At 70.8% G+C, this 17,996-nt stretch carries 15 protein-coding genes; 10 read left to right on the forward strand and 5 right to left on the reverse strand.

What is annotated here, in order from left to right:
• Positions 1 to 2 precede the first annotated feature (2 nt).
• Complete coding sequence (locus CLT68_RS12115) at positions 3 to 1,547, forward strand: hypothetical protein (RefSeq protein WP_143743171.1); 1,545 nt, start codon at positions 3 to 5, stop codon at positions 1,545 to 1,547.
• 238 nt (positions 1,548 to 1,785) lie between these two features.
• Here the strand turns inward: CLT68_RS12115 and CLT68_RS12120 are convergent, their stop codons facing one another.
• The gene (locus tag CLT68_RS12120) at positions 1,786 to 2,907 is read right to left on the reverse strand and encodes a glycoside hydrolase family 12 protein (protein ID WP_099850919.1); all 1,122 of its coding nucleotides are present in this window, start codon (positions 2,905 to 2,907) and stop codon (positions 1,786 to 1,788) included.
• Between the two features lie 300 nt (positions 2,908 to 3,207).
• On the opposite strand from CLT68_RS12120, the gene CLT68_RS12125 reads away from it, so the two are divergent.
• Both CLT68_RS12125 and ctaD read left to right on the forward strand, forming a co-directional pair.
• Complete coding sequence (locus CLT68_RS12125) at positions 3,208 to 4,314, forward strand: FAD-dependent monooxygenase (protein ID WP_099850921.1); 1,107 nt, start codon at positions 3,208 to 3,210, stop codon at positions 4,312 to 4,314.
• A gap of 130 nt (positions 4,315 to 4,444) precedes the next feature.
• Positions 4,445 to 6,205, forward strand: a complete 1,761-nt coding sequence (gene ctaD / locus CLT68_RS12130; protein ID WP_088946427.1) for an aa3-type cytochrome oxidase subunit I — start codon at positions 4,445 to 4,447, stop codon at positions 6,203 to 6,205.
• Positions 6,206 to 6,491: 286 nt separating this feature from the next.
• Here the strand turns inward: ctaD and CLT68_RS12135 are convergent, their stop codons facing one another.
• The 4 genes from CLT68_RS12135 to CLT68_RS12150 are packed head-to-tail and all read right to left on the reverse strand — an operon-like array spanning position 6,492 to position 12,395.
• Positions 6,492 to 7,742 carry an MFS transporter gene (locus CLT68_RS12135; protein ID WP_099850923.1) on the reverse strand — a complete coding sequence of 417 codons (1,251 nt, stop codon included), beginning with the start codon at positions 7,740 to 7,742 and terminating at the stop codon, positions 6,492 to 6,494.
• 40 nt (positions 7,743 to 7,782) lie between these two features.
• Positions 7,783 to 8,364 carry an isochorismatase family protein gene (locus tag CLT68_RS12140; RefSeq protein ID WP_099850925.1) on the reverse strand — a complete coding sequence of 194 codons (582 nt, stop codon included), beginning with the start codon at positions 8,362 to 8,364 and terminating at the stop codon, positions 7,783 to 7,785.
• Between the two features lie 49 nt (positions 8,365 to 8,413).
• Positions 8,414 to 9,700 carry a nicotinate phosphoribosyltransferase gene (locus CLT68_RS12145; protein ID WP_099850926.1) on the reverse strand — a complete coding sequence of 429 codons (1,287 nt, stop codon included), beginning with the start codon at positions 9,698 to 9,700 and terminating at the stop codon, positions 8,414 to 8,416.
• Between the two features lie 16 nt (positions 9,701 to 9,716).
• The gene (locus CLT68_RS12150) at positions 9,717 to 12,395 is read right to left on the reverse strand and encodes a LuxR family transcriptional regulator (RefSeq protein WP_099850928.1); all 2,679 of its coding nucleotides are present in this window, start codon (positions 12,393 to 12,395) and stop codon (positions 9,717 to 9,719) included.
• Between the two features lie 196 nt (positions 12,396 to 12,591).
• Between CLT68_RS12150 and CLT68_RS12155 the strand changes: the two genes are divergently transcribed.
• The 7 genes from CLT68_RS12155 (at position 12,592) to CLT68_RS12185 (ending at position 17,962) form a co-directional block, all read left to right on the forward strand.
• Complete coding sequence (locus CLT68_RS12155; RefSeq protein WP_099857077.1) at positions 12,592 to 14,142, forward strand: hypothetical protein; 1,551 nt, start codon at positions 12,592 to 12,594, stop codon at positions 14,140 to 14,142.
• A 148-nt stretch (positions 14,143 to 14,290) separates the two neighbouring features.
• Positions 14,291 to 14,581 carry an ATP-dependent Clp protease adapter ClpS gene (gene clpS / locus CLT68_RS12160; RefSeq protein ID WP_088946433.1) on the forward strand — a complete coding sequence of 97 codons (291 nt, stop codon included), beginning with the start codon at positions 14,291 to 14,293 and terminating at the stop codon, positions 14,579 to 14,581.
• Positions 14,578 to 15,078 (forward strand): DUF2017 domain-containing protein, encoded by a 501-nt coding sequence (locus CLT68_RS12165; RefSeq protein WP_088946434.1) that lies wholly within the window; start codon positions 14,578 to 14,580, stop codon positions 15,076 to 15,078. The genes clpS and CLT68_RS12165 overlap by 4 nt, the downstream gene beginning before the upstream one ends.
• A gap of 52 nt (positions 15,079 to 15,130) precedes the next feature.
• Complete coding sequence (locus tag CLT68_RS12170) at positions 15,131 to 15,619, forward strand: M67 family metallopeptidase (RefSeq protein ID WP_088951494.1); 489 nt, start codon at positions 15,131 to 15,133, stop codon at positions 15,617 to 15,619.
• Between the two features lie 65 nt (positions 15,620 to 15,684).
• On the forward strand, positions 15,685 to 16,017 hold the full coding sequence (locus tag CLT68_RS12175; protein ID WP_099850930.1) for a MoaD family protein: 333 nt from the start codon (positions 15,685 to 15,687) through the stop codon (positions 16,015 to 16,017).
• An 11-nt stretch (positions 16,018 to 16,028) separates the two neighbouring features.
• Positions 16,029 to 16,994 carry a PLP-dependent cysteine synthase family protein gene (locus CLT68_RS12180; RefSeq protein WP_099850931.1) on the forward strand — a complete coding sequence of 322 codons (966 nt, stop codon included), beginning with the start codon at positions 16,029 to 16,031 and terminating at the stop codon, positions 16,992 to 16,994.
• 224 nt (positions 16,995 to 17,218) lie between these two features.
• On the forward strand, positions 17,219 to 17,962 hold the full coding sequence (locus CLT68_RS12185; protein WP_088946437.1) for an MBL fold metallo-hydrolase: 744 nt from the start codon (positions 17,219 to 17,221) through the stop codon (positions 17,960 to 17,962).
• Positions 17,963 to 17,996: the final 34 nt, after the last annotated feature.

A 17,996-nucleotide genomic window follows, 5' to 3' on the forward strand; every position in this document is an offset into this window, starting at 1 on the left:
TTGTGGCACCCATCGATGCTGATCGGGTCATGTGGGTCGTCAAACGGTCCGATGTGCTGGCATCGGAGGTCCGGAGCTCGTCCGCCGACGAGCTCCGGAGCGCCTCTCGAGCTCTCGCCTCCGAGCGGGCGGACAGGGGCGTTTCACCGGAGTTCACTGCGCGAGCCCTGGCCGTCGGCCGCGAAGCGCTGTCACGTGGAGGAGGCACCGACGTGTCGAGACACGCGGTGCTGGCGGCGGCGGTCATGGCTGAAGGTGGCACCGTTGCGGAGGTACGGGCATCCAGCGACGTGGTCGGCGCCACGATGCTCGCGGCCTACTGGTTCGGCTTGGCGGAAGAGGGCGTCCACGTGGTGACCGTGGACGACCGGAGTAGCCGGGCGCAACACGCGTCGTTTGCGCCGTTGACGGGGCTGCTGGGTGGCGACGCCGGTCTTCTGCTGGCCGAGACGGATGCGGCGCAGCGGAGACGCGCGTACGCAGCGCCGGTCACCGTCGGCTCGTACTCGCAGTTCGCCGCGGACTACCTTCGTGACAATCTGCGGGACTCCGCCGGCGAACTGGTGCAGCGCGGCCTTGCGGTGGCGGTCGCGGCCGACGCGTGTGCCGTGCTCATCGACGCCGCTTCCCTGGTCAGCTACCTCTCCGGTTCCTCTCGCGAAAGCCCGTCGCGCCGGGCGGAGGCAGCTGCGGCGCTACTTCGGCGGGGCGAGGACTACAACACCGCGCCGTCGCTGCCAGGCATCACGTTCGGCCCCCGAGCAGCGGGCCGGCTGTGGCCGCAACCGGCCCACCCCGCGGACCTGGCCGCCGCTCTCGACACGGCCCAGGAGGTGGAAATGCTGCTCCTCCAACGAGAAGGCCTCGCAGGCGGCGACAGGCGCTCGGTACGGGCGGATATAACGACCCAGGGCTTCCTTCGGGATTACCGGGTGCTCGTGGGCGTCTCGGAAGGAAGACCCGGCTGCGCTGACGCAGTGGCTCGGATTTACGGGCTGGAGTACCAGGCTGCTACGAGTCGTCTGCGGTGGAGCTGGCAGCGCAAGGCCGTGCCCATGCCGGTCGACCTCGCGTTCGAACGCATCGTGGACGAACAACGGGCCGTCTTCCACCATGATCGGCAGCAGGTGAGGGATGGGTTCGACGGCCGGCTGGCTCTGAGGTCGTTGCCGACCACGGCGGTCGAGGCGTGGTCGGCGCGGGGCGCCAGCGAGATCTCGCGAGGCCTACATGACCTGGTCGGCGGGGAGGAGTACCGGACGGCAGATCCAGAAGTCACGGAACGGGTCCTGCGGGATGCCCTCGCCCGGCGGTCGGCGGCCTTGGGCGACGATCACATGCAGAAGCTCCTGCGTCACGTGTCGCTGGCCGTGCTAGACGATCAGTGGGCGGCGCACCTCGGCCGGGTGCGGTTCGTGCAACGTCATGGGCGCGCGCTGGAGAAGTCGCTCGGACCTCTGGCACCAATCCTCGATGAGTTGTTCGTGTGGTCTCAGCAGCTGACGGTGGAGCACATCCTCGGATACGCCCTACACGTCGAAGCCTGACGCCGCAGGTCACGCGGATTCAGGGAGCAAGCTCTTCCTGTTTGACGACAGGTACCTGACGGCGGTGGCGTTCGTCGACGGATTCAATTCTCGGACACGCCGCTGCGGATGATCGACCGGATGCTGGCGCTCATCCGTGAGTTCGCCGAAGCCGGTGACGTTTCCTCCAGGTAGGGCACGCAACGGAACAGGGGCGTGACCGCGAAGGTCACGCCCCTGTCCGGCGACAGAAGGCAGGTCAGTTACGCGAGCAGGTTGCCCCGTTGAGCGAGAAGCTGCTCGGCGACGAGTACGACCCGTTCAGGGTCCCCTGATAGCCGAAGCTGGCCGTGCCGCCGGGTGCGACCGCCCCGTTGTGGCCGGTGTTGCGAGCGGTCACCGTCGACCCGCTCTGACTCACCGTGGCGTTCCAGGCGTTGGTGACCTGCTGCCCACTGGGAAGGCTGTAGGTGAGCGTCCACCCGTTGATCGCGCTGGACCCGGTGTTGGTGACCTGCACGTCGGCCGTGAAGCCGTTGCCCCACGAGTTGGCCGTGTACTTCACCGCGCAGGCCGCATTGCCCGGCGGCGGGGTGGTCGGCGGCGGGGTGGTGGGGTTGCCGCCGCCGTTGACCGAGGCCGAGAACGACGTCACCGCCAGGCCGACGCCGCCCTGCCAGGGCTCGAAGCCGGCCTGGATGCTGGTCAGGTACCAGGAGTTGGTGATCGCACCTCGGTTTCGGACGTCGTTGATGAAGTCCAGCACGCTGAAGTTCAGGCTGGAGATCGCCGACGGCGAGACGTACGAGATGACGTTGTTGGAGCCGTTGCTGCCCCGCCAGACCTCCCAGGTCCGGCCGGCCAGAGTCGTCGTGCCGACCACCGAGCCGATGGGCTGGATCGAGCCCTGCCGGTTGAGCCAGATCATGATCTCCATCTGGTTCACCCCGTCCCGCTTGGGCGACGGGTCCAGCCAGATGTCGTACGACGCGTTGTAGGTGGCGCCGCTGACGTACCGGTAGGAGATGCTGCTGGTGGCACTGCTGATCTGACTCACCTGGATCGGCAGGTTCGTGCCGGGGGAGCAGTTGGTGTAGTGACAACCGAAGAACACCGAGGGGTACGCCGTCGGTGCGCCGTTGGTGGGGCTGCTGCCGTTCTGGGTGGTGATCTCGAAGCCGCTGCCGGTGACGTTGATGCACTGCTGGGCGGTGGTGCCCCAACGGTTGTTCTGCACCACGTACCGGCTCTGGATGACGGTCGAGCCGTACTGTTCGCAGATCTGGGTGTCGGCGGAGGCGTTGCCCCCGAGGGCCACGGCGACGAGCGAGCTGCCGAGCAGCAGACCGGCGGCGGCCAGGGCTCGAAGTTGACGTTTCATGACGCTCCTTGACTCGGCGCGTGCCGGGCGCCGGATGTGGTGGGGCTGTGCGGGAGCGCTCCCACGCTCAATGACACATTCACATGTCTGAAACTCTTCCGCAACCGCGCGCGTCAAACTGGTGAATTGTGAGGATTGCCACCACCCCCCGGACGGCTGTCGCCTGACGGCCAGCTAAGCGACGCGCGCCGCCGACGAGCGCCGCCGAGCCGGCCGATTGGGGCCTGGTGTGGGCGAATAGCTCCGAGTAGCGTGTTGCCTCCAACGCGTGCCGCTCCCCCTCCGGAGGCGTACACCACCATGGGTGGCTCCCCCCTGCGCATCCTCGTCGTCGGCGCGGGCATCGCCGGCCTGGCCGTGGCCAGGGCGCTGCGCCTGGCGGGCTTCCGGCCGGACGTCACCGACAGGCTGCCGCCCGGGGAGTCCACCGAGACCGGCCTCTACCTGCCCGGCAACGCCGCCCGCGCGCTGCACCGTCTCGATCTGCACGACCCGATCCGTCCACTCGGGCAGGTGATCCACCGGCAGCACTTCTTCGACGCCGCTGGTGGGAAGCTCTGCGACGTCGACCTCGACACCCTCTGGGCCGGCGTCGGCGAATGCCGGGCACTGCCCCGGGCGGACCTGCACCGGGTGCTGCTCAGCGGGGCCGGCGGCGCTGTTCGCCACGGCGCCGAGGTCCGCACCCTGGACCTGCTTCCGGGCGCCGTCGGCGTCACCTTCACCGACGGCACCACCACCGAGTACGACCTGGTCATCGGCGCCGACGGGCCGCGCTCCTCGGTGCGGGCCCTCGCCGCGCTCGGTGGGCCGCCGCGCCCCGTCGGGCAGGTGGTCTACCGGGCCGTGCTCCGCGACGGCCCGCCGGTCGCCGAATGGACCGCCCTGCTCGGCCAGCGCTCCGGGTTCCTGATGGTGCCGATCGGTGCCGGGCGACTGCACCTGTACGCCGACGAGGCCGGCACCGAGGAGCCGGCCGAGCCACTGGCCCGGCTGCGCGAACTCTTCGCCGACTACCGCGGCCCGGTGCCCGAGGTGTTGGCTGCGCTCGACGAGGTGCACGTCGGGATCACCGACGAGGTGGAGCTGGGCCGCTGGCACCGGGGGCGCGTCCTGCTGATCGGTGACGCCGCGCACGCCACCGCGCCGACCCTGTCCCAGGGCGCGGCCATGGCACTGGAGGACGCCGCGGTGCTGGCCGAGTCGCTGCGTGCCGCCGGCAGCGTGGACGCGGCCCTGGTCGCGTACGAGAGTCGTCGTCGGCCGCGTACGCGCTGGGTGCGCGATCGGACCCGGGACCGCAACCGCACCAGGGACGTGCCGCCGGCGCTGCGCGACCCCCTGCTGCGCGGACGCGGCGGCCGGATCTTCGGGGAGCACTACCGGCTCTTGCTCGGCCCGCTGTAGGCCCGTAGTAGATCGTGTCACGCCACCCCACGCGGCGCTGCGACCTGCCGGGGACTATCCTCCTTGCGGATGACGGCCCGCCGATAACCAGCGTGTGCCGAGCGGGACAACCGAGAACCGGAGGCCACTCGTGACCACCGTCGCACCCAAGCCGGTCGTGACCCGGCCCTGGCCGGTCCGGGAGCCGGTCAAGGGGTCGGCCATCGCGCGGCTGCTGCGAACCACGGACGCGAAGCAAATCGGGATCATGTATATGGTCACCGCGTTCGCGTTCTTCATGATCGGCGGCCTGATGGCCCTGATCATGCGGGCTGAGCTGGCCCGACCCGGGCTGCAGTTCCTGTCGCCCGAGCAGTACAACCAGCTCTTCACGATGCACGGCACGATCATGTTGCTGTTCTTCGCGACGCCGATCGTGTTCGCCTTCGCGAACTACATCGTGCCGATCCAGATCGGCGCACCCGACGTCTCCTTCCCCCGACTGAACAGCTTCGCCTACTGGCTGTTCCTGTTCGGCGGCACGATGGCGACGGCCGGTTTCATCACCCCGGGTGGTGCCGCTGACTTCGGCTGGTTCGCGTACGCGCCGCTGAGCAGCGTCGAGCACTCGCCCGGCGTCGGGGCCAACATGTGGGTCATGGGTCTGGCCATCTCCGGCCTGGGCACCATCCTCGGCGCGGTGAACATGATCACCACGGTCCTGACCCTGCGCGCGCCCGGCATGACCATGTTCCGGATGCCGATCTTCACGTGGAACATCCTGGTCACCAGCCTCCTGGTGATCCTGGTCTTCCCGCTGCTGGCCGCCGCGCTGTTCGCGCTCGCCGCGGACCGCATCCTCGGCGCCCACGTGTACGACCCCGCAACCGGCGGGCCGATGCTCTGGCAGCACCTGTTCTGGTTCTTCGGGCACCCCGAGGTCTACATCGTCGCGCTGCCGTTCTTCGGCATCATCAGCGAGGTCATCCCGGTCTTCTCCCGCAAGCCGATCTTCGGCTACAAGGGTCTGGTCGCCGCGACCGTCGCGATCGCCGCGCTCTCGATGAGCGTCTGGGCGCACCACATGTTCGCCACCGGTCAGGTGCTGCTGCCGTTCTTCAGCTTCCTGAGCTACCTGATCGCCGTGCCGACCGGTATGAAGTTCTTCAACTGGATCGGCACCATGTGGCGGGGCCAGATCAGCTTCGAGACGCCCATGCTCTGGGCGGTCGGCTTCCTGGTCACCTTCCTCTTCGGTGGTCTCACCGGTGTGCTGCTGGCCAGCCCGCCGATCGACTTCCACGTGTCGGACTCGTACTTCGTGGTGGCGCACTTCCACTACGTGCTCTTCGGCACGATCGTGTTCGCGGTGTTCGCCGGCATCTACTTCTGGTTCCCGAAGATGTTCGGCCGGATGCTCGACGAGCGGCTGGGCAAGATTCACTTCTGGCTCACCATGATCGGCTTCCACACCACGTTCCTGGTGCAGCACTGGCTCGGCAACGAGGGCATGCCCCGTCGGTACGCCGACTACCTGCCCAGCGACGGCTTCACCACGCTGAACATGATCTCCACGATCGGTGCGTTCATCACCGGTATCTCCACGCTGCCCTTCATCTACAACTGCTGGAAGTCGTACAAGACCGGCCCGGTGGTCGAGGTGAACGACCCCTGGGGTCACGGCAACTCGCTGGAGTGGGCGACCAGCAGCCCGCCGCCGCTGCGCAACTTCGACCGGATGCCTCGCATCCGTTCCGAGCGGCCGGCGTTCGACGAGAAGTTCCCGGAGCTGGCCGCTGGCGGCCAGAGCCTGGCCGGCCCGCCGGAGGGCGGCTCCAAGCCGCTCACCAGTGAGTCGGACGGCGGTGCCAGCTACCGCGAGGACACCGGCAGCGACATCGACCGGCACTGACGCTCAACCCAGCTGTACGACGGGCGCCGCCCCCGGGACCACCGGGAGCGGCGCCCGTCGCCGTGTCCGGCCGGGCTCGGCTCGACCGGTCTGGCTCCGACGGGGCTGTGTGGCTGAAGTGCCTGATGCCTGTGAGTCATCAAGATGACTCACAGGCATCACGCTCTTCAGCATGCATGCCAGTCGGATGCCCGGCGGCCACGCGACTGGCCGCTCCCGCGGCACGCCCAGCCAGCCTGATCGGCCCCACCCCCGACCCCCGCCGTCGACAGCGTGGGTGCAGCCGTCAGCGGGCGGTGGGGGCGAGGTCGGCCTCCACGGGCTGCGCGGGGTTGGCCGCGTCAGCGGTGCGGCGGCGGCGTAGCTCGACCGGGAGCACCACGAGGGTGACCAGCGCGCCGAGCGCTCCGGTGACCACGAAGCCCCAGAGTGGCGAGCTGGCGTCGATCACCGCGCCGGCGAGCGGCGCGCCGATCGCGATGCCGACGGTGACCGCCGACCCGTGCAGTCCCATCGCCTCACCGCGTACCTCGGCTGGGACCAGGCGGCTGACCGCGTCGGAGCCGGCCGCGATGGTCGGCGCGCAGAGCGCGCCGGCCGGGATCAGCGCCAGGCACAGCAGCCACCAGTGCGCACCGCCCAGCCCGACCGGGATGGTGCACAGGGCGAGTGCGGCGGTCAGCGCCAACGGGGAGAACGAGCGGTGCACGGCCCCATAGGCGAACCCGCCGAACAGCGAGGCGACCGCCCAGATGGCCAGCACCGCGCCGGTCCAGCCGACCTCGCCGCTGGCGCGCAGCACGGCGACCACCGCCACGTCGGTGCCGCCGAGCACCAGGGTCGCGGCGGCGCTGAGCGCCAGCACGGCGAACAGTCGGGGGGTCAGCCACTCCCGGCGAGGCACCCGCCGCGGTGGGCCGCTGGGCTCGGCGGCTCCCCGGATTGGTGGGTTGACCACCCACAGGGCGATACCGGCGGCGACGATGCCGCCGCCGACCAGGTACATGGTGGTCTGCGCGGAGATCGCGGTGACCAGGGCCACCGCCAGCGCCGGCCCGATCATGAAGGACAGCTCGACCGACATGGAGTCCAGCGCGTACGCCGGGCGGCGCTGCGCCTCCGGGACCAGCGCGGCGATGGACTGACGGACCACGGAGAAGATGGGCAGGGCCAGGGAGCCGGCCACGAAGGCGGCCGGCAGCAGCAGGGGGTACGGCAGCGTGGGTGCGGTGGACCAGAAGATCGCCTCGGCGATGCCGGTGACCACCAGAACCGGGCGCAGGCCGCGACGGTCCACCAGTCGGCCGAGCAGTGGCCCACCGATCGCCGCGCCCACTGTGACGGCCGCGCCCACCAGACCGGCGGCCCCGTAACCGCGATGAAGATCGAACACCACGTGGAAGGTCAGCGTCACCCCGGTCGCGGTGAGCGGGATGCGGGCAAGGACGGCGACCAGCAGCAGCGACCGCAGGCCGGGCAGGGCGAGCGCTTGCCGGTAAGGCTTCATGTTCACGTGGGTCCGTACCTCCGGCGACATCCTCGACCGGAGGCGGCCCGTTGGCCAACCAATTACGCCCTCATGCGGCCCTGATCACAGGCTCGCCGAGCAGGGTCACCCCGGCGCCCTCCATCGCGCGCAGCGCCACGTCGGTGGTCGCCGGAGCGACGGCGGCGGTCAACTCGAGCAGCACGGTGGTGGCGAAGCCCTCCCGGGCGGCGTCCAGCGCGGTAGCCCGGACGCAGTGGTCGGTCGCGATGCCGACCACGTCGACCTGATCGACGTCGTGCCGGCGCAGCCAGTCGGCCAGGCACTCGCCGTCGTCGGCATGCCCCTCGAAACCGGAGTACGCCGCAGCGTGCTCGCCCTTGTGGAAGATCGCCTCGACCCGGCCGGTGTCCAGCTCGGGGTGGAACTCGGAGCCGCTGGTGCCGACCACACAGTGCCGGGGCCAGGACTCCACGAAGTCCGGCGGATCGCCGAAGTGCGCACCCGGGTCGACGTGGTAGTCCTTGGTGGCGACCACGTGGGACCACCGGTCCGGCTCGGAGGCCAGCAGCCGGGAGATGCCCGAGGCCACCCCCGCGCCGCCCGCGACGGCCAGTGAGCCGCCCTCGCAGAAGTCGTTCTGCACGTCCACGATGATCAGAGCGTTGGCCATTCGGGGGTTCCTCTCGTGATCCGGCCTGCGCGGGCGATCTGGGTCGAGGTCAGTCGGAGGGTACGACGGTGACCGGCACCGCCGGGTCGCCGGCCGAGAGCTTCAGCCCCTCCCACGGGATGGAGATCAGGCACTCGCGCAGGTGCTCCCGTGACTCGTCGAGAGAGGGTAGCGAGACCGGCTCGCCCCCCACCACGTACGAGCGCTGGAGCATCCGGTCGTTGGGCTTCCGGTCCGGCACACCCTGCGGGACGATGATCTCCTCGGTGGCGGTGCCGGTCGGCTTGTGGCGGCGGACCGCGACCTTCCGGCCGCCGATGGTGGCCTTGTGCTCGGAGCGCTTCACCACCGGGCGTCCCTCTACCTCGACGAGCTTGTAGACCAGCCCGGCGGTCGGCGCACCGGAGCCGGTGACCACGGCCGTGCCGGCGCCGTACATGTCCACCGGTTCGGCGGCCAGCGCGGCGATCGAGTACTCGTCGAGGTCACCGGAAACAATGATCTTGGTTTCGGTGGCGCCCAGCGAGTCGAGCAGCTCCCGGGACTGCTGGGCGATCACCGCCAGGTCACCCGAGTCGATCCGTACCGCTCGCAGCTCCGGGCCGGCCACCGCGATCGCGTTGCGGATGCCCTGGCTGATGTCGTACGTGTCGACCAGCAGCGTGGTGTCCTTGCCCAGCGTGGCGACCTGCGAGGCGAACGCCGCCCGCTCGTCGTCGTGCAGCAGGGTGAACGCGTGCGCCGCCGTGCCCGCCGTCGGGATGCCGTAGCGCTCACCGGCGGCGAGGTTGGAGGTGAACCGGAACCCGGCCAGGTACGCGGCCCGCGCCGCGGCCACCGCCGCCTCCTCGTGTGCCCTACGCGACCCCATCTCGATCAGCGCCCGGCCCCGCGCCGCGGTCACCATCCGCGCCGCCGCTGCCGCCACGGCGCAGTCGTGGTTGAGCACGGAGAGCGCCACCGTCTCCAGCACCACGCACTCGGCGAAGCCGCCGGAGACGGTGAGGATCGGCGAGCCCGGAAAGAACAGCTCACCCTCGGCGTACCCGTCGATGTCGCCTCTGAAGCGGTAGTCGGTGAGCCAGGCCGCGGCCGCGTCGTCGACCACTCCGGTCCGCAGCAGGAAGTCGACCTCGGTGGGGTCGAACCGGAAGTCGCGGATCAGCTCGATGAGCCGGGCGGTGCCGGCGACCACGCCGTAGCGGCGGCCACTCGGCAGCCGGCGACTGAACACCTCGAAGACACACCGGCGGTCGGCGGTGCCGTCCTTCAGTGCCGCGCTGACCATCGTCAGCTCGTAGTGGTCGGTCAGCAGCGCGGGGCGGTGGGTGCTCACCGCCCCAGCCTAAGGTTCAGCCCGCGTCGCCGCCGTCGTGGCCCGGGATCGAGCGCAGCGCGGCCCACAGCTCGGCGCGACCGGTCACGCCGAGCTTGGCGTAGATGCGCTGAAGGTGATTTTCCACGGTGCGCGCCGAGAGGTAGAGCCGCTCGGCGATGGCCCGGCTGGGTGCGCCGTGCGCGGCGAGGCGCGCCACCTGCCACTCCCGCTCGGTGAGCACCGGCGCGCCCGCCTGCAGTGCCGGTGTGCGGATCAGGTCACAACGCCCGAGCAGCCCGGCCAGGCGCTCCCGGGCATCGTTGGCCGCGGGCGAGTGCTGCCTGCGCAACCGCTGCACGGCCTGGGAGGTGGCCTCCGCCGCGAACACGGTCAGCTCCAACGCGGCATAGTCGTCGGCGACCGCGAGCAGATCGGTGGCGGAGTCGGTCACCGCCGCGTGGGCGTGCCGGGCCAGCAGCGGCGGAAGCGCCCCGTCGACCCGTTCGGACAGCTCGGCGAGGCGCTGCGCGACTGTGCGGCGGCCACCGTCGGAGCAGGTGGGACCGACCGGCATGCCCGCCTGGTCCAGCCGCACCAGATCGTGCAGGACGTGCACCTCGTGCCCGGCGAAACCATCCGATCGCAGGCGGTCGACCAGGTCGCCGAGGTGCTTGACCGCGCCCGGCAGGTCGCCCGATGCGGCGAGCGCCGCGCCCCGGGCCTGCTCCAGCCACGGGTAGAGCACCGCCATGCCCGGCGCGTGGGTGCGGTCCGCTTCGGCCATCGCCGCAGTGGCCTGCGCCGAGTCGCCACGCAGGGCCGCGGACTGTGCGCGCTCGGCCTGGGCCAGACCGGCGTAGACCCGGCTGGTGGCCAGCACCGCGCATGCACCCAGGGAGGTCCGCATGGCCGCGTCGCTCTGCCCACGCATCCGGGCCGCGTACGCCTGGAGGATGGCCAGGTAGCCGGTGCCGAGCCGGAAGTCGCCGGCACCGGCGAGGTCGGCGAACTCGTCGGCGACGATCGCGTCGATCCCGGCCAGGTCACCGGTGAGCATGAGCCTGGTGCCCCGGGCCAGTTCCAGTGCCAACTGCAGGTACGGCATGTCGGTGCGCCAACTGCCCGCGGCGGAGTGCACCTGGGCGATCGCCGTACCGCTGCGGTTGAGCTGGCCCTGTGCGGCCTGGACGTACGCGATGGTGGATCGGGCCAGCTCGCGGGCGGCGACACCGGCCGCCGGCCGGTCCAGTACGCGTTGGCTGAGCCGCACCGCCTTCGTCGTGTCGAGCCCGTGCAGGCGCATGATCGCCTCGAAGGCGTGCACCCGGGACTGGTCCGCGGAGTCACCGAGCTGCTTGACCCGGCTGGCGAGCTCCTCCACCGTGGACTGGCGGCTCAACCCCCAGTAGCTCACCATCCCGCGCACCGTCAGCCAGCGGCAGAGTCGTCGTTCGTCGCCGGGCTCGGGTGGCACCGCGTCGAGGACGCCGATCGCCTCCTCCGGCCGGTCGGCGAACATCAGGATGGTGGCCAGCAGCTCTGCCGCGTCGGAGCCGCCATCGGCGTTGAGCGCGGCGCGCGCCAGGCGGGTGGCCAGCGGCACGTCGTAGCGGGTGAAGGCCTGCACCGCGGCATCGAGCAGCATGGCCGGGTCCTGTGCGGTGCCCGAGTCCAGTCGCCAGACCGCCACCCGCAGCAGGTCGTCGCGTCGGCGCTTGCCGACCTGCTCCAGCAGCTCCGCGAGGTGCGCCTGAAGGCGGCGGGTGCGGCTGACCGGGCAGCGGCGACGCATCACCTCGCCGTAGAGCGGGTGGGCCAGCCGGACGTTGGTCCGCCGGTCGTGCTGGATCACGCTGATCAGACCGCGTTCCTCGGCGGTCTCCACGTCTGCCTGGTCGGCGGCCTGTTTGAGCAGGTGCAGACCGAGAGGTTCGCCGAACGCCACCAGCTCGACGACCGCGCGGACGCCGTCGGTGAGCTTGCCGACCCGGGTGTCGATCAGGTCGGTCAGGCTCGGCGCCAGCTCCAGTCGGCCGGTCCACTTCCAGATGCCGTAGGTGCGCTTCAGCTCCGCGCTGCCGGTGGCGGCGTGCACCAGCTCGCGCAGCAGCAGCGGGTTGCCGGCCGACAGCTGGCCGAGCCGGTCGGCGGAGCCGGCGTCGACCGGGCCCTCCAGGATGGCCGCCAGCAGGCCTGCGGTCTCCTCCGGTGGCATCGGGGTCAGCTCGACGTGCTCGACCAGATCGTCGGTCCAGAGTGCACGGATCGGCAGCGGGATCTGCTCGCCGTCGCGCAGGGTGCCGAGCACTGTGGCGTTCTCCGCGCGGGCGACGAGGTGCACCAGCGCCGCCGAGGGCGGATCGAGAAGGTGGGCGTCGTCGATGGCGAGCACGATGCGTCGGCCGGCCGCCTGCTGTTGCAGCAGGTTGAGCGCCCAGCGCAGGATGCCGGCGGGGGAGAGGCCCTGGGGTTGCTCGGCGGGGAGCACCTGCACCAGCCCGCCGAACGGCAGCGCGGCCGTGGTGGCACTGGCCGCGATGGACCAGATCGCGAACCGGTCGGTGGGCAACGCGTTCACGCCCTCACGCAGCAACCGGCTCTTGCCGATGCCAGCGCTGCCGCTGAAGAAGAGCCCCCGGCCAGCCTCACCGGTCACCGCCGCGAGCAGGCGGTTGAGCTCATCTGTTCGGCCGACGAACTCCCATCGACTCATCCGGGCAGCATATCGATGAATTCCGTGCGCGCCCGCACCGTCACCGAACGAAGTTGAGTAGCGGCACAATTACCGGTGAGTATCGGAGGTGTTCCGCCCGGTCGTCGGCTCGCCCGTAGTCTTCGACATCCGGGGGTTGCTCCACCGGAATGTTCACGCGACCGGGCAACCGGTCACCTGCAACGGGAGGCACCTGATGAAGCAGGGCCCTCTCCCCTCGGTCGATTCGCCGGACGACATGACCGGCCCGACCGACCTGCCCAGTTGCGGTCCGCTGCCCACGCGGGTCGGCGTCACCGGTCCCGCACCGGAGGAGCCGCTCGGCGTGGTCGCCGTCGGCCCGGCCGGTGCCGAGCGGCGCGCCGTGCTCGCCACCCTGCTCAAGCTCGACCCGGTGATGCTCACCGTGCCGGCGGGCAGCTGGTTGGTGGTGCGCAACGCCAAGGTGCCCACCCGGGCGGCGTTCGTGCCCGGTTACCGTCAACCGCACTCGTACGGCGCGGACCGGGACGCCGCCGGTCCGGCGTTGGCCCGTCCGCCCCGGCGGGTCGAGCTGAGCGTGCCCGAGCCGCTGCTGCGGCACTTCACCCTGATCGACGTTCCGGACACCGCCACGCTCGGCGCGGCCGGCAACCGGGTGCTGCTCGAAGCGGTGGGCCGTGCCGGTGCGCTGCTCTTCGTGATCGCCGCCGACCAGGCGTTCACCGCCACGGAGCTGAACCTGCTCGCCGAGGTCGCCCCGACCTCGGTGGAGGTCGTCTTCGCGGTCACCCCCGGCGCGGCGGGCTGGGCCCCGATGGCCGACGGCGCGGCGACTACGGAGGACGCGGGGGCGTCCGTCCCGCCAGCCGGGAGCGGAGCGACGGAGGCCACCCCGGCTGCGGTGACCATCGCGGCACACCGGGCGGCGCTGCTGGCGGCGGTGCCGGCGCTGGCCGGCGCGCGGTGGTTCCCGGTCGACGACGCCGACTCCGCCGCCGATCTGCGGCGGGCCCTGGTGGGCTGGTCGTCGCGGGAAGGGTTGCAACGGGCCAGTGTCAACCCGCCGGTGCTGCCGGGTCAGCACGACCGGATCGCGGTGGCCGCCGACCCCGGTGACTGGTCTGAGCGGCTCGACCGGCAGACCCGCTCGTGCGCCCAGCGGATCCGCCAGCACCTCGCCCTGGAGCTGGCGAACATCCACCTGAGGGCGGTCCAGGAGATCGTGTTCGGGGTCGGCTGTGCTGGCCTCCCGGATCTCCTCGACCGGGAGATGGCGGCGTTGTCGTTGTTGGCCACGGCGCAGTGCGACCAGGCCGTGCGCGGCATCGTCACCGACGCCGCGAGCCGGGTGCTCGGCGCGCCGCCGACCGAAGGCGTGCACCGGCGGATCGCCACCGCCGTGCAGTACGGCCTGGTCGACGACCGGCCCGGCCAGGACCTGGACAAGGTGCTGCTGATCACCAGCACAGCCGGGGTCGCCGGGCTGACCGGCCCGGAGGCGATCGACGCCCTGTCCAGCTACCCGGCGGCGGCCCGTTCCGAGGTGCTCCCGCCGGTCGCCGTGGCGCTCTCCGGTGGTTGCTGGCAGCAGTGGCGTACGCCCGGCAACAACGACCACAGCGCGGCGCGGGCCTGGTCCCAGCGGGCGGTGCGGGAGGTCGAGCTGGGGTTGTCCCGGGAGATCTCCCGACGGTTCGAGGTGATCCGCCTCTCGCTGGGCGCGGTGCTCTCCGATGCAGTCGATCACGGCATCCTGCTCGCCTGACGGCGTGGCGACCCTTCGGTTGGGGTCCGCCTCGCACCGCGCGCCCGACGGCGTTCGGGGCGAGTCAGGGGTGCCCGGGGTGGGCGATCCACGCCGGGCCGGCGTTCCGGTTCCTCGGTTCCGGGAAACCGGTGGCACGATGGGGGGCATGGCGGCTCCGCAGGTTGCACCGGTCGAGACGCCGGACACTGACGAGGTGCCGGCGTCCGACCGGCAGTGGGTGACGATCGTGTGGGACGACCCGGTCAATCTGATGACGTACGTGACCTGGGTCTTCCAGAAGCTTTTCGGCTACAGCCGGGAGAGGGCCGAGCAGCTGATGCTGGACGTGCACCACAAGGGCCGAGCCGTGGTCTCCACCGGTGCCCGGGAGCGGATGGAGCACGACGCGTCGCAGCTGCACGCGTACGGGCTGTGGGCGACGGTGGACAGATCATGAGCATGTTCCGTCGCCAGTCCGGCCGCTATGTCGCCACCTTCGCCGTCGACGAGGTGCGGGTGTTGCGCAAGGTCGCCTCCGAGGTGGTCGGCCTGCTGACCGATGGCTTCGACCACACCGACCCGGTCGTCGGTCGGCTCTTCCCGGCGGTCTATCCCAAGGACGCCCCCGGCACCGCCGAGTTCCGCCGCTACACCGAGGGCGACCTGAAGACCGCGAAGATCGATCAGGCCGGGGCGATCCTCGCCGCGCTTCCCGACGAGGCCGGCGGTGAGGTGCGGCTGGACGCCGAGGCGGCCGAGGCGTGGCTGCGGGCGTTGAACGACGCCCGGCTCGCGATGGGCGTCCGGCTGGAGATCAAGGACGGCACGGACCTGGGCGAAGAGCTGGACGACGCGGTCGCCGAGGATCCGGCCTCCAGCAGGGTGTTCCAACTGTCGGTCTACGCGTACCTCGGATATTTGCAGGAGTCGCTGCTCAACGCCTTGATCGACTAAGCGTGACCGGCACCACTTCGGCCCGTGCTCATCAGGCGTTAGGCTGGTGCCCGTGCTGAGCATCGACCGGTCGATCATCGACGCGATCGTCGCCCACGCGCGGCGGGACCACCCCGACGAGGCGTGCGGCGTCGTCGCTGGTCCCGTCGGCAGCGACACCCCCACCCGGCACATCCCGATGGACAATGCCGCGCGGTCGATGACCTTCTACGAGTTCGACTCGATGGAGCACCTGCGGGTGTGGCGGGAGATGGACGACCGGGACGAGGAGCCCGTGATCATCTACCACTCGCACACCGCCACCGAGGCATACCCGTCACGGACGGATGTCTCCTTCGCAGGCGAGCCGGGCGCGCACTACCTGCTCGTCTCGACCCGTGAGCCCGACTCGGAGGAGATCCGGTCCTTCCGGATCGTCGACGGTGTGGTGGCCGAGGAGCCGGTCCAGGTCGTGGAGGCGGGCGTCGACCCGCATGCGGTCCAGTCCTACATGTTCGGGCAGAGCCCGGCGACGGTCGACTACGAGTGTTCCGACCGCTGACCCGTCAGCGCCCGCACCCGTTCGTCCCGTCACCGTAGGCACACCCGATCGAGGAGCTCGACATCATGGCCATTGAGGTTCGCATCCCCACCATCCTGCGCAGCTACACCGGCGGCGCCAAGGTCGTCGACGGCAGCGGCGACACCCTCGCCGATCTGCTCACCGACCTGGACTCCCGCCACGGCGGTCTGCGCGGCCGGCTGATCACCGAGACCGGCACGTTGCACCGCTTCGTCAACGTCTACGTCAACGACGAGGACGTCCGCTTCCTCGGTGCGCTGGACGCCAAGCTCTCCGACGGCGACAGCGTGACCATCCTGCCGGCCGTGGCCGGCGGCGCGTTCGGCTTCGCCGCCGCTGCGGCGATCAGCTCGCACAGCGCCGTCGCGGCTCGCTGAGGTCGTCCGCCATGGCGCGGTACGACAGTCTGCTGGACGCCTGCGGGGGTACGCCGCTGGTCGGCCTGCCCCGGCTCTCGCCGACGGTGCCCGACGGGGCGCCGCCGGTGCGGCTCTGGGCCAAGCTGGAGGATCGGAACCCGACCGGCAGCATCAAGGATCGCGCGGCGCTGTTCATGGTCCGTGCGGCGGAGGAGGCCGGCCGGCTCCGCACCGGTGACACCATCCTCGAACCGACCAGTGGCAACACCGGCATCTCGTTGGCGATGGTGGCCAAGCTGCGCGGTTACCGACTGGTCTGCGTGATGCCCGAGAACGTCTCCACTGAGCGGGTCCAACTGCTCCGGATGTACGGCGCCGAGATCATTTTCTCGCCGGCGGCGGGTGGTTCCAATCAGGCGGTCGCCACCGCCAAGCAGATCGCCGCCGAGCACCCCGACTGGGTGATGCTCTACCAGTACGGCAATGAGGCCAACGCTCGGGCGCACTACGAGACGACCGGGCCGGAGCTGCTGCACGACCTGCCCACCATCACGCACTTCGTGGCTGGGCTGGGCACCACCGGCACGCTGATGGGCACCGGGCGCTACCTGCGGGAGAAGGTCGACGGCATTCAGGTCGTGGCCGCCGAGCCGAGGTACGGCGAGGTGGTCTACGGCCTGCGCAACATCGACGAGGGGTACGTGCCGGAGCTGTACGACGCCTCGGTGCTCTCCCGGCGGTTCTCGGTCGGCACCCGGGACGCGGTGCTGCGTACCCGGCAGCTCGTGGAGGTGGAGGGCATCTTCGCCGGGTTCTCCACCGGGGCCATCCTGCACGCCGCGCTCGCGGTGGCGCACGAGGCGGTCCGCGACGGCCAGCGCGCCGACGTGGCTTTCGTGGTCTGCGACGGCGGATGGAAGTACCTGTCCACCGGTGCGTACGGGGGCACGCTGTCGGATGCCGAGGACGCCCTGGAGGGGCAGCTCTGGGCCTGACCGACGTGGTCTTCCCGGGCACGGGCCGCCGATTCGCGTCGGCGGCCCGTGCCTTGTCCACGGCACCGTGAGCAGGTGTCACGTTCGTGACAACTTCGGTTGGATCATTCTTGCTGCCGGGCACCCCGGCGTAGGCTGCGCAGCGTGACGCACGCGTCGGTAGAGATCATGGCTGGGGCGACGGCCGCCACGGATGCTACTGACAGTGACAGCGAGACAACTCGATGCGACTGACCGTCCTCGGCTGCGCCGGCAGCTTTCCCGGCCCGGAGTCACCGTGCTCGGCCTACCTCGTCGAGGCCGACGGTTTCCGGCTCCTGGTCGACTTCGGCTCCGGGTCGCTGTCCAGTCTCCAGCGATACGCCGGGCTGCACGCCCCGGACGCGATCCTGCTGACCCACCTGCACTGTGACCACATCCTCGACGCCGTGACGTACGTGGTGGTCCGTCGGTACGCCCCGGACGGCCCCTACCCGGCGCTTCCGGTGTACGCGCCCTCCGGCGCACCGGACCGGCTCAGTGCCGCCTACGGCGACGAGGGCACCGTGGAGGACGTGTACCAGTTCTACGCCCTTCAGCCGGGCACCTTCCCGATCGGCCCGTTCACTGTCACCGTCGACCGGGTCAACCACCCAGTGGAGACGTACGGGGTGCGGCTGGAGCACGACGGTCGGTCCCTGTGCTACTCGTCGGACACGGCGTCCTGCGACGCGTTGCTGCGGCTGGCCCAGAACGCCGACGTCTTCCTCTGCGAGGCCAGCTATCTCGACGGGGTGGACAACCCACCGGATCTGCACCTGACCGGCCGGGAGGCCGGCGAGACGGCGACCAAGGCCGCGGTGGGTCGGCTGCTGCTCACCCACCTGGTCGCGGCCTGGGGCAGCGAGGCGCACACGTTGGAGTCGGCCGCCGCCGCGTACACCGGACCGATCGACGTGGTCCGGCCCGGCGCGAGTTACGACGTCTGACCTCCCGCGCCTTGCCGGCGGGACACCCCGGCGG

The organism is Micromonospora sp. CNZ299 (assembly GCF_002754415.1).